The following is a 12,213-nucleotide window of genomic DNA, read 5'->3' as shown; positions in this document are numbered from 1 at the left end:
ATGGCGACGATCGAGACCCCTGCCCCGCAACCATCCGGCGCGCTCTCCTCCGGCAACCGTGTCCTGACCCTCGCCAGCCGCTACGGCACGTTTGTCGCCTTCCTGGCGCTGATCCTCTTCAACATCGCCGTCACACCGAACTTTCTTTCCCTGCAGACACTCAACGTCAACCTCACCCAGGTCGCGACCATCGTCATCGTCGCGACCGGCATGACGCTCGTCATCGCCACAGGCGGCATCGATCTGTCGGTGGGCTCCCTGATGGCCATTGCCGGGGCGCTCGCGCCGATGATCTTCATGGGGCAACTGCTTCCGGTGGGGAGCATGGCGCTGGCAGTCACCCTCGCCTTCCTGCTTCCGGTCGTTGCCGCCGCGCTCTTCGGTCTCTTCAACGGCTTCCTCGTCACGCGCTTTTCGATCCAGCCGATCATCGCCACCCTGGTGCTTTTCATCGCCGGCCGCGGCATCGCTCAGGTCATGACCAACGGCAATCTGCAGGTCTTCAAGAACGAGGGCTTCCAGTTCATCGCCCTCGGCCGGATCGCCGGCATCCCCGCCCAGGTCGTGCTGATGATCGTCATCGTCGCGGCAGCCTGGGCGATGATCCGCTATACCGTCATCGGCCGGCAGATCATCGCCGTCGGCGGCAACGAGAAGGCCGCTCGTCTCACCGGCATACCCGTCAAACGGGTCAAGCTCTTCGTCTATGTGATGAGCGGGGCGCTTGCCGGGATCGCCGGCCTGATCGTCGTCGCACGCAATTCGGCGAGCGACGCGAACCTCGTCGGCCTCGGCATGGAGCTCGACGCCATCGCCGCGGTTGCGGTCGGCGGGACGCTTCTTTCGGGCGGGCGGGCCAACATCATCGGCACCGTGATCGGCGCGCTCGTCATCCAGCTGGTGCGCTACACCCTTCTGGCCAATGGCGTGCCGGACGCTGCGGCGCTGATCGTCAAGGCCGGACTGATCGTCACCGCCGTCTTCATCCAGCAGCGCGCCGGCAGACAGTAGAGGCAACCGACATGCAACCGATCCTTCGCCTCTTCCTGGTCAAGAATGCCGGCGACCTCGCCCGGCTCGGCGTCATTCTCGCGCTGGCGGGCCTCATCCTGTTCGGGGCGCTGCGCTACGACAACTTCCTGTCGCCCTACAACATCCTGAGTTTCCTGCGCTACAACTCGATGTTCGCGCTGATCGCGCTCGGCATGGCCTTCGTGATCATCACCGGCGGCATCGACCTCTCGGTCGGAGGAACCGCGGCGATGGCAAGCGTGGTGGCGGCGCTGTTTTCGCCCTACCACTGGGCGGCAGGCCTTGCCGGCGGCATGGCGGCCGGCTTTGCCGTCGGCGCGCTCAATGGCTTCATCATCACGAAGATGCGCATCCAGCCCTTCATCGCCACGCTCGCGACGATGCTCGCGGCCTACGGCACCGGCCTTTTGCTCGCCGACAACCAGTCGGTTTCGGTCTCCTACGACACCGGCTTCACCGTGATCGGACAGGATGATTTTCTCGGCTTTCCGATCCCTGCCTGGATCGCCCTTCTCGCCTATGTCCTCGGCTGGCTCGTGCTCGAAAAACTCCCAATCGGCCGCCATATCCTGGCGATCGGCGATGGCGAGGCGACGGCCGGGCTGATGGGCCTGAAGGTCGAGCGGGCGCTTGCCGGCGTCTACCTCGCCTCCGGCACCCTTGCCGGCCTTGCCGGTGTCATCCTCGCCTCGCAGTTCGGCGCCGGCCAGCCAACGGAGGGCGTCGGCTGGGAGCTTTTCGCCATCGCCTCGGTCGTCGTCGGCGGCACGCTGCTGTCAGGGGGCTCGGGCTCCGTCGGCGCAACGCTTGCCGGCGCACTGCTGCTGGCCATGGTGTTCAACATCCTGAACTTCGAGAACGGCCTCGGCTGGATCTCGCTTTCGGCCTATTGGCAGTCCGTCATCCGCGGCGCCTTCCTGCTCGTCGTCGTCGTGCTGCAGGCCAAGCTGATGGCGCGGCACCGAAGCACCTGATCGATAGCGTCGCTCACGCTCCTCTCGGCGGACGCTGGCTAAGCCAGATGCTGCCGATGACGAACAGGATTCCAACAGCCTGAAAAGCGTTCAGGGTCTGGCCGAGGAACACCCAACCGAGCAGAACTGCCGTCAACGGGCTCAAAAACAGAAGCGCCGACACGGCTGCAGGCTCCAGCCGCGCTACGCCGCGGAACCAGAGTGCATAGGTCAGAGCGGCCCCGATTATGCTCAACCAGCAGAGGGCAAGCAGATTGGGAACGGTCGGAACGGGCATGGACGGCTCGAAGACCAACACCACCGGGATCAGCAGCAGGCCGCCCGCCGTCAGCTGCCAGGCCGTCGACGTGAGCATCGTTTCCGGCGATTTCCACTTTCGCGCCAGAACATTGCCGAACGCCATCGAAACGGCGCCTGCAAGACCGGCGGCGACGCCAACCTCATCCAGGGCGGCCTGCGGCGTCAGAACGAGGAGAGCGACCCCGGCAATGCCGACGAGCGCTGCAACCACGGCCACGGGACGGATTGCGGTCTTCAACAGCAGCGCCGCGATGAAGACGACGATCAGCGGCTGGATCGCGGCAACTGTCGCGGCCACGCCGCCCGGCAGGCGGTAGGCCGCGACAAACAGCATGCTGAGGAAGAACGAGATGTTGAGCCCGCCGAGCACGAAGGAGCGCCACCACCAGATCCCTTTCGGCAGCCGCCTGACGATCAGCAGCAGGATCAAACCTGCCGGCAGCGCGCGCAACAGCGCGACGGTGAGCGGCGAAAAACCCTGCAGGAACTCGGTGGTGACGATATAGGTGCTGCCCCAGATGACCGGCGCGATTGCCGTGAGGGCGATGTCGGAGACGTGCGTTCTCATGAGAAATGCAAGACCTCGCCAATCGCCCTGCGGGACTTCTGCGGCCAGTTCCCTGGGGCGGCACGACCGACGGCCAGAAGCATGACGGGCAGCTCGTCCGGTCCGAGGCCGAACTCACGCGAAACACCTTCCGCATCGAACCCGCCCATCGGGCCGGTCGACAGGTCCAGGGCCTCCGCCGCGTAGATCAGCGTTGTGGCACCGAGGGTCGCCGAACGCACCGCTTCGTCACGGGCAGCCTTCGCGTCGGCATACTGGGTGCGCACGCTCTCCTGCCACCCGGCTGCCGTCTCGGCTGGCATGAGGCCCGTCTCGACGAATGGTCGCAGCCTTTCACCAAGCGCCACGTGATCAGGCAATTGACCGATGACGATGAACGTCACTGCTGCCTGCGACACCTTCGCCTGCCCATGGGCAACAGCGCGAAGCCGGGCTTTCGCTTCCGGCGATCTGACGGCGATGAAGCGCCAGTTCTGCAGATTGTAGGCCGTCGGCGCGCGGGTCGCGAGGCGCACCAACTGCTCGATGTCAGGGTCCGGCAGTTGGTACGTCGCATCGAACAGGTTGGCCGAGACGCGCTGTTCGATGAGGGCGATGGTGGGGTGTGTCATCTTTGCGATCCAAGTGGTTGGGTGTTGGATCGACTTTATTCGAGTTTACCGTATGTTGATAATCGTGCAAATTCGCAAGATATAATTCACCATTGGAATACAAACATGGATCGTTACACGGCTCTTAAAGTCTTCCGCTCGGTCGCGGAACTGAACAATTTCGCGCATGCGGGCCGGAAACTCGGTCTGTCGCCGGCCGCGATCAGCAAGAATGTCGCCGAGCTCGAAGCCAGCGTCGGGACACGGCTGATCAACCGCACCACGCGACGCATGGCATTGACCGACGAGGGCAGGCTCTATCTCGACCACGTGGTGCGTGGGCTCGATGCCCTTGAGGACGCGGACAAGGCGCTCGATCCGGTCAGGCAGGCGCCGGGCGGCACCTTGCGCGTTGCCGCACCGATGACCTTCAGCTTGATGAAGCTCTCGTCCGCGATCCCGACGTTCCTGTCGCGTTACCCGGACCTCTCGCTCGACCTTAACCTCGACGACCGGCGCGTCGACATCGTCCGGGAAGGGTTCGACATTGCCATTCGCGGCAGCGACAACCTCGAGGACTCCAGCCTGATCGCCAGGAAGTTGACGGCCATGCCGCATGTGCTGTGCGCCTCGCCTGCCTATTTCGAAGCGCAGGGCGAGCCAGCGACGCCCGCTGACCTGAAATCCCATAGCTGTGTCCGCTTCAGCCTCTCCGGTCATGCCGGCACATGGGAGTTCCGCAAGGACGGCCGAACCGAGCGGGTTGCCGTAAGGGCGCGCTATTCGGTGACATCGAGCCTGGCGGTGCGCGATGCTCTGCGCGCCGGCTTCGGGCTCAGCCTCATCCCGTCTCCCTACGTTGAAGACGATCTGGCAAGCGGCCGGCTGCGACAGGTGCTTTCCGACTGGGACACGGTCGATACTGCGCTCTACGCCATCTATCCGTCCCGCCAACATATCGCTCCGAAGGTCCGGGCCTTTCTCGACTTCCTGACCGAGACCTTCAGCGGCCCATAGCCACCGTCAGGGTGCTTTCGCAGTGCTGCCCGAGGGACGCCAGCGCAGTAGGTGCGCTATCCCCTGCCGCAGATCTTCCATGGCGAGATAGATCACCGGCGTGACGAAGAGCGTCACCAGTTGCGACACCAGGAGCCCCCCGACCACGGCGACGCCGAGCGGCTGGCGCAGTTCAGCGCTTGCGCCACTGCCGATCGCGATCGGCAGTGGACTCATGATCGCGGCGACGGATGTCATCATGATCGGGCGGAACCGCATCAGGCATGCCTTCTGAATGGCCTCGCGCGCCGGAGCACCGGAGCGCTGCTGCACGAGCGCCACGTCGATCATCATGATCGCGTTCTTCTTGACGATACCGATCAGCATCAGGACCCCGACGACGGCGATGATCGACAGGTCGAAACCGCACCAGTAGATCGCAAGAAGTGCCCCTGAGATGGCCGAGGGCAGGCCGGAGAGCACCGTCAGCGGATGGATCAGGCTTTCATAGAGGATGCCGAGCACGAGGTAGATCGTGACGATCGCGGCAACGACGAGAAGTCCCTGATTGGCGGCCGCGTCCTCAAACAGCTGGGTGGTGCCGTAATTGCGCGTCGTCACCGCGCTCGGCATGCCGATATTCGCCTTGAGGTGATCGACCTCGGCAAGAGCCTCGCCCAGCGCGACGCCGGCCGGCAGGTTGAAGGAGAGCGTCACGGCCGGCAGCTGGCCGAGCTGATTGATGGTGAGAGGCCCGGATACCGTCTCGGTCTCGGCGAAAGCCCCGAGCGGCACGAGGCCGCCATTGGCGCTGGCGACGCGCAGCTCGGCGAAGGTGTCGGCAGACCACCGGACGCCTGGGTCCAGTTCCATGATCACATCGTAGCTGTCGCCGGGTGTATAGATCGTCGAGATCTGTTCGGAGCCGAAACTGCCATAGAGCATCGTGCGCACTGCACTTGCGTCAACGCCGAGCGTCGCAGCCTTGTCGAGGTCGATCTTCAATTGCGCCTGCGGGGCGTTGATCTGGAGGTCGCTGTTGACATCGGTAAAGTAGGCGTGGTCGGCGGCCATCGCATCCCGCAGCTTCTGCGCCCATTCGTTCATCTGCGGCTGGTCGAGGCTCTGAAGCACGAGCTGGTACTGGCTGGCCGAGGCGCGCGAACCGACGGAAAGGTTCTGGATCGGAGACATGAACGCCTGGATGCCGGGGATCGTCGCAAGCTCGCGGCGAAGATTGGCAAGCACGGTTTCAAGCGGAGGTCGGTCGCCCTTGGGCTTGAGCTCGACGAACAGCCGCCCCGTGTTGAGCGCGGTCGACGTTCCGCCGGACCCGATTGTGCTGGCCACATGGGCGACGTAGGGCGAGCGGGCGAAAACCGCCTCCACCTTCGACTGCAGGTCCGACATCGCCGCAAAGGAAATATCCTGGCGCGCCTGGGTGGTGACCTGCAGCTGGCCGATATCCTCCTGCGGGAAAAACCCCTTCGGGATGGTGACGATCTGATAGCCGGTGACGACAACGGTCGCCAGGAAAAGCAGAAGCACCGGGCCGCGATGCCGGATGCAGATGGAAAGCATCCGCTCGTAGGCCCCAGTGATGTGTGCAAAGCCGCGCTCGAAGGCAAGGTCGAGCCGCCCGATCCAGCGCGCGCGGCCGTCGTCGTGCGCACGGGCGGGAAGCCGTGCCGCGAGCATGGGCGTCAGCGTCAGCGAGACGAAGGCGGAGGCAAGGATCGCCACGGTGACGACGATGGCGAATTCGTTGAGGATGCGGCCGATCACGCCGCCCATCAAGAGCACCGGAATGAACACGGCGACGAGCGACAGCGAGATCGCGACGATGGTGAACCCGATCTCTCTCGAGCCGACGAGCGCAGCCGAGAAGGCATCGAGCCCCTCCTCTTCCATGTGGCGGACGGTGTTTTCGAGCATGACGATGGCATCATCGACCACCAGCCCGACCGACAGCGTCAGTGCCATCAGCGAGATGTTGTCGATCGAAAAACCGAGCGGATACATCGCCGCAAAGGTCGCGATGATCGAGATCGGCACGGCGAGCGCCGGGATGAGCGTGGCCCAGAGCCGGCGCACGAACGCAAAGATGACGAGGATCACCAGACAGACGGTGAGCATCAGGGTGAACTGCACGTCGCGGACGGCGCCGCGCACCGAGGTCGAGCGGTCGCTGAGCGTTTCGATCGATGCGGAAGCCGGCAGCGACTGACGCAAGGACGGCAGCAATGCCTGCACCCGGTCGACAACCTCGACGGTGTTTGCGTCCGGCTGCCGCTGGATCGCTAGGATGATGGCACGGGAGCCATCGTGCCAGCTCGCCGTCTGATCGTTAGCGACTGAATCGATGACCGTGGCGACATCGCCGAGCCGCACGGACTTGCCGTCGACGCTCTTGATGATGACATTGGCGAAGCTCGCCGCATTCATCCGCTGCGTATCGGCGACGATGGCGACCTGGCGGTCGCGCGTCTCAGCCGTGCCGAGCGGTGAATTGTCGTTGGCGGCAGCAACCGCCGTTTTCAGCTGGTCGACGGAGATGCCGCGGGCCGCAAGCGCGTCGGGATGCATCTGGATTCGCACCGCATATTGCTGGCTGCCGAGGATCGAGACTTCGGCGACGCCGTCGAGCACCGACAAGGTGGGGGAAATGACCTGCTGTGCGATGGCATCCAGCTGGGTGAGCGGCACCGTATCGCTCTTCAACGCCAGAAGCAGAACCGGTGCGTCCGCCGGATTGACCTTGCGATAGCTCGGCGGCGCCGGCATGTCCTGGGGCAACAGCCGCAGCGTTCTGGTAATGGCGGCCTGCACGTCGGCCGCCGCCGCGTCGATGTTGCGCCCGAGCACGAACTCGATCGAGATCGACGTCGAACCGAGCGCATTGGTCGTCGAGATCGTGTCGATGCCGGCGATGGTGGCAAACTGCTTGATCAGCGGTGTCGCGACCGAGGTCGCCATCGTCTCCGGCGAGGCGCCGGGCAAGGTGGCAGACACATTGATAACCGGGAAATCGGTGCGCGGCAGGGCCGCGATCGGCAGGACCAGATAGCTGAAGACGCCGGCAAGGATCAACGCGACCGACAACAGGACGGTCGCGATCGGACGACGAATGCTGAACTCGGACAATGGCATGTCCTTCACTCCCGAACTGTCGCCAATGGCAACAGGCTCAATCCGTCGCCACCGGCACGCCGGCAGCTGCAGTCGCGACAACGACGTCTCCGACTTTCAGCCGCGCCTGTCCTTCGGTGACGACCCGATCTCCCGCCGCAAGCCCCGAGCCGATGGCGGCGACCTTGCCGTCGTCGAAGAGCAGCGAAACGGCCCGCGTTTCCACCGTGTTGTCATCCTTGACGTGGAAGACGAACGGTCCGTTTTGGCCGGGCTGGACGGCGACGCTCGGGATCACCGGCACCTGGTGCAATTGCTGCTGATCGATCTCGACATCGACGAACTGGCCGGGCCAGAGCTTTTGCGCTGCATTAGGGAAAGTCGCGCGCATGGCGATCGTACCGGTGGCAGCATCGACGGAGGAGTCGATGAAATCGAGCACGCCTTCGCCGATCATCGTTTGCGCACCGCTCGGCCGGGCAACGACCTTCGGCGGCGCACCGTGATCGAGCAGGTCCTTGAACGTCTGCAACTGGGCTTCCGGAAGGCGGAACATCACTTCGATCGGATCGATCGCCGTGATCGTTACCAGATTGTTCGAGCTCGCACCCGATTGCCCGACTAGATCGCCAAGCGCGACCTGGATGGCGCCGAGCCGGCCTGAGATCGGCGCCGTAATCTTGGTCATGCTCAGGGTCACCTGATCGGTCTCGACCGTTGCGCGATCGGCGGCAAGGGTCGCATCGGCCGACATCTGAACGGAAAGGGCCGTGTCGTAGGCTTGCTGCGTTCCGGTCCGGTCGTCACGCAGCGTTTTTGCGCGCTCAAGTTCGGTGTTGGCGTCCGAAAGCAGTGCGCTGTCCTTGGCGACCAGCGCCTGGTCACGCGCAAGCTGAGCCTTCACGGTGCGATCGTCGAGCGAGAACAGCAGGTCTCCGGCCTTGACCATCTGTCCGTCCTTCACATGAATGGCGGTGATCTGGCTGGCGATGCGCGCCCCGACCGCGACCGTATCGGGCGCCTGGACATTGCCGAGCGCATGGACGACGACGGGCAGGTCGCGAAGCGTGACGCTCGCCGTCTCAACGGACACGCCATTGCCGTGTTTGGCGTCGGCGCGCGGAGCGTCGGCAAGCTTCGCCGCGCTCGGCTCCGTGTAGCGCGTCACCGCGAAACCCAGCGCTGCAAGCGCGAAAACAATGACGGCGATGCGCAACGTCATGCTGGATCGACTGGCCATCAGCGCCTCCCGTACTCCTCGGTTTCGGCACCTGGCGGACCGTCGCCTTACCGCGGGTCCGTCGCTTCTGAGGCGAGTGGCTGCGGCAGTTAAGCCGGCATGGCATCGCCCACGAGTTTGAAATTGGGCGTGAATCTGGCCGCTTCAATGGCGCAAGACGCTGAAAAACAATTAAAAATTGTTCATGTTCGGGTGAGGCTCACGGCGGCAGCGCGCCATGACCGGAGACCTTCTTCCCCGACGTGGCTTCTGTCGAGGGAGAATACATTGCGAACGTCAGGCGTCGACCGGCACACGCGCCAGCTCCGTGGAGAGCGCCTGGAACAGCTCGCGAAATCCGGCTTCGCGCTCGCCCGGTTCGTCCAGGCGATCAAGGAAGGCGCTCTGCTCGGTGTATGTCAGGCGCGTGCCGAGGCCCCCCCCTGGCGGTCAATTCCAGTGTCCCCAGGGAGGCAGAAATCGGCCGCCCCGCGACGGTCATCGTATAGGAAAACACGATGCGTTGGTTCTGAAGGATTTCCAGATAGACCGTATCGTCCACCACCATCGGGCCGTTGCCGAAACGGAAGCGGCTGCGCTCGCGCCCGCCGACCGAAAAATCCGACGTGAACGCGTCGATCGTCCACCCCTCCCCCTCGACGAACCAGCGCCGCTTGATCGCCGCATCGGCAAAGGCGTTGAAGACAATCGCCGGCGTCGCACCATAGTCGCGACGAATGACGAATGTGGCATGGCTGACGGATCTTTCGCTCATGCTTGCACCGGCTTGTCGTTCATCTCGTCCACCAACCGCTGCTGGGTGGCGATCTTTTCAGATTGGTGTGTGGTGTTCTGGGCCACGGCGATCTTCCAGGCGCCAGCGTGCCGGTGGAGGACGTAGAGCGGCCGCCCCTCGTCCTCCCCTACCCGTCGGTTGCCTTCGGCATCGACCGAGATCTGGCGGACGTTCACGGCCGCAACCCCCTCGCCGAGGAACGTGATCCGTTCGGTATCGTAAAAGGCCTGGAAGTCGCGCAAGACGGTGGGGAGCACCGCGCCGGTGAAATCGCGGATCGCCTGCCAGCCGACCAGTTGGCGCCCGAACGCGGTCGTCCAGACAGCGTCCGGTGCAAGCAGGGCGCTGAACCCGGCAACGTCCCGCGCCCATTGCGTTTCTTCGACACGGGCAACGAGGGCAAGGATCGCCTCGACGTCGTGTTTTTCAGCAATCACGACACCCTCGATCGCGACAACGTCCGGAAACGGTCTTTCGTGTTTTATCATCGCAGCCTCCCCTGCAGATCGGGTTTCGGCGACATGGCGTCGAGCGTGAAGGCACCGACGCCGACCGCGGCTCGACCATCGACCACATCGATCACCGCCGCTGCCCCGGCACTGCTGAAACCGCCGTAGAGCTCGATCAAACCAACACCCTGATCAACTAGAGCCATGGCGACGGATACGGCGACACGCTCGTCCGGAACCGACACAAGGGTTGTGCGTGGTGACGGAAGCGCCCGAACGAAACGATCGTCGGACGGATCCCCGCCAGGCTCTAGCAGCAGAAAAGCCGCGTCCGGCGGCCGGCCGGCAATCGTGGCTTCTCTGAAACGGTGGGCGGCAACGAGCGACTCGAAGCCGAATGTGACGGAGCTAACGCGCACGCCGGCGCCGGCCGCAGCGCTCACGAGCGGGCGCCAGCGCGGCGAAATTGCCCCGCACAGTTCAATGAGCCGGACCCCGTCCTCGGCAAGTCCCTTGGCGACGTAGGGCAGATCCTCGAGGTCCGACACCGCGACGATGACGCGATCCGAGCGACGAATGCGCTCGGCATTTTTCGCCCCAGCCGCGTGATAGACGATCGCCCGTTTCATTTCTGCGCTCCCTCGTGATCACTGGGGCGGAGCATTGCCTGATTATCCTGATCCATGTAATTGCTCGAATATCGATCACTTTGATCAGGAAAGACGATCATGCTGGATGCCCTGACGCTCGACCAGCTGCGTGTTTTCGTCGCGATCGTCGATCACGGCTCGTTCAGGGCGGCCGCACGCGTCCTTAACCGCGCCCAATCCGGCCTCAGCAGCGCCATTCTCAATCTGGAAGCCGAGCTGCGGCTGCCGCTGTTTGACCGGTCGCAGCACCGTCCCGTGCTGACCGAGGAAGGGGCGACGCTGCTTGCCGAAGCAAGGACGCTGCTGATCAAGGCCGACGCCCTGCGCGCCAGGGCCAACGGCTTCAACCAGGGGATGGAATCGTCGCTGCGCGTGGCGCTGGATCCGTTGCTTCCCTTGCCGGATATCGCCGAGGTGCTGCGCGCCTTTGCCACCGCGCATCCCGCCGTGCGCATCGAGCTCGTGACCGCGCCGATGACGATGGCGATGAGCCTCGTGCTTGACGGAGATTGCGACCTTGGGCTGACGGCAGCGCAGGAGACCGACCCCCATATCGCCAGCGAAGCGGTCGCCGCGTTTCCGGGCATGGTGCCGGTTTGCGGGCCGGACCATCCACTCGCCGTCCTTACCCATGGCGCGGCGGGCCTGACGACGGTCGATCTTGCCGACCACCTGCAGATCGTGGTCGCCGACCCCACTGTCGATATGAAGGAACGCAGCTACGCGGTGCTGTCGCAGCAGCGCCTCAGGGTCAGCGATCTCGCCACCAAACATGCGCTCATCGTCGCCGGCGCCGGGTGGGGGCACCTGCCGCTGTGGCTGGTGGCGGCGGACCTCGACAATGGACGCCTCGTCGAGGTCCAACTTGCAGCCCGCAAGGGCCTCGAACAGCCATTGCTGCCCTTCTACGCGATCCGCCGGATCGACCGCGTCCGCGGGCCGGCGATGGAAAGCCTCAGCCATCTGCTGGCGGCACATTTTCGCAATCCGCCGCCGAAGACCATTGGACAGGCATCGGAGACGACCCTTTCGGCCGCGCCGCCGGTCGCCGGCGGGGGCGCGGAGTAGCCGGCCCTGTCGCAGCGGACCGGTCATGGCGCGCAGCCGCACAAAAACGGAGACCCGTCCGACGACATGGCTTGACGGCAACAGGTCAAACGTTCGAGATCCCGTCGGACACGGATGCGGGCTTGCAAGCCGGTGACCGCGCCCCCATTTCTAAGTCCTCCGCGCCGCCTTGCTGGCGGCTCCTTCCCCACCGGCCCGATCATGCCACCACGCGCGAACGACGCGACGACCAGCTTTCAGCAAAGGGTACCCCATGGCGCACTATCCGGACATTCTCCTTCACATCGACGGCAACTGGCGCGCGGCGCGGTCCGGCAAGAGCATTCCGGTCATCGATCCGGCGACCGAGGAGACGATCGGCCAGGTGGCCTGGGCCGAAATCGACGATCTCGATGAGGCGCTTGCCGCCGCACAAAAGGGTTTCGAGGTGTGGCGCAAGACC

General features: G+C 64.5%; 12 protein-coding genes. 5 read left to right on the top strand and 7 right to left on the bottom strand.

The features are described 5' to 3' along the window. Nucleotides 1-1,011 carry an ABC transporter permease gene (locus tag VGO12_RS23795; RefSeq protein ID WP_327515204.1) on the top strand — a complete coding sequence of 337 codons (1,011 nt, stop codon included), beginning with the start codon at nt 1-3 and terminating at the stop codon, nt 1,009-1,011. A gap of 11 nt (nt 1,012-1,022) precedes the next feature. Beyond that, nucleotides 1,023-2,006 carry an ABC transporter permease gene (locus tag VGO12_RS23790; RefSeq protein WP_327515203.1) on the top strand — a complete coding sequence of 328 codons (984 nt, stop codon included), beginning with the start codon at nt 1,023-1,025 and terminating at the stop codon, nt 2,004-2,006. Between the two features lie 13 nt (nt 2,007-2,019). Here VGO12_RS23790 and VGO12_RS23785 read toward each other — a convergent pair whose 3' ends face one another. Together VGO12_RS23785 and VGO12_RS23780 are read right to left on the bottom strand one after the other, a co-directional pair. After that, the gene (locus tag VGO12_RS23785) at nt 2,020-2,874 is read right to left on the bottom strand and encodes an EamA family transporter (protein ID WP_327515202.1); all 855 of its coding nucleotides are present in this window, start codon (nt 2,872-2,874) and stop codon (nt 2,020-2,022) included. Then, complete coding sequence (locus tag VGO12_RS23780) at nt 2,871-3,485, bottom strand: nitroreductase family protein (protein ID WP_327515201.1); 615 nt, start codon at nt 3,483-3,485, stop codon at nt 2,871-2,873. Before VGO12_RS23780 ends, VGO12_RS23785 begins: the two co-directional genes overlap by 4 nt. Nucleotides 3,486-3,590: 105 nt before the next feature. Between VGO12_RS23780 and VGO12_RS23775 the strand changes: the two genes are divergently transcribed. Continuing rightward, on the top strand, nt 3,591-4,481 hold the full coding sequence (locus VGO12_RS23775) for a LysR family transcriptional regulator (protein ID WP_327515200.1): 891 nt from the start codon (nt 3,591-3,593) through the stop codon (nt 4,479-4,481). Between the two features lie 6 nt (nt 4,482-4,487). On the opposite strand, the gene VGO12_RS23770 is transcribed toward VGO12_RS23775, so the two are convergent. From VGO12_RS23770 to VGO12_RS23750, 5 genes are all read right to left on the bottom strand, one after another. Next, nucleotides 4,488-7,610, bottom strand: a complete 3,123-nt coding sequence (locus VGO12_RS23770) for an efflux RND transporter permease subunit (RefSeq protein ID WP_327515199.1) — start codon at nt 7,608-7,610, stop codon at nt 4,488-4,490. A gap of 37 nt (nt 7,611-7,647) precedes the next feature. Then, entirely contained in the window at nt 7,648-8,829 is a 1,182-nt protein-coding gene (locus tag VGO12_RS23765) for an efflux RND transporter periplasmic adaptor subunit (protein WP_327515198.1), read from the bottom strand. 370 nt (nt 8,830-9,199) lie between these two features. Continuing rightward, nucleotides 9,200-9,583: an SRPBCC domain-containing protein gene (locus VGO12_RS23760; protein ID WP_327515197.1), complete on the bottom strand. Its 384-nt coding sequence runs from the start codon at nt 9,581-9,583 to the stop codon at nt 9,200-9,202. Further along, nucleotides 9,580-10,092, bottom strand: a complete 513-nt coding sequence (locus tag VGO12_RS23755) for an SgcJ/EcaC family oxidoreductase (RefSeq protein WP_327515196.1) — start codon at nt 10,090-10,092, stop codon at nt 9,580-9,582. The genes VGO12_RS23760 and VGO12_RS23755 overlap by 4 nt, the downstream gene beginning before the upstream one ends. Continuing rightward, a complete protein-coding gene (locus VGO12_RS23750; protein WP_327515195.1) occupies nt 10,089-10,682 on the bottom strand; it encodes a DUF6506 family protein in 594 nt (197 codons plus the stop codon). Before VGO12_RS23750 ends, VGO12_RS23755 begins: the two co-directional genes overlap by 4 nt. Nucleotides 10,683-10,781: 99 nt before the next feature. On the opposite strand from VGO12_RS23750, the gene VGO12_RS23745 reads away from it, so the two are divergent. Then, a complete protein-coding gene (locus VGO12_RS23745) occupies nt 10,782-11,771 on the top strand; it encodes a LysR family transcriptional regulator (protein WP_327515194.1) in 990 nt (329 codons plus the stop codon). 253 nt (nt 11,772-12,024) lie between these two features. After that, on the top strand, nt 12,025-12,213 hold a 189-nt coding region (locus tag VGO12_RS23740), incomplete at its 3' end, for an aldehyde dehydrogenase family protein (protein WP_327510860.1).

Source organism: Ensifer sp. (assembly GCF_035999135.1).
Classification (GTDB): domain Bacteria; phylum Pseudomonadota; class Alphaproteobacteria; order Rhizobiales; family Rhizobiaceae; genus Ensifer.
The sequence above is the reverse complement of the archived record's forward strand: the minus strand, read 5'-3'. Positions and strand labels throughout refer to the sequence as shown.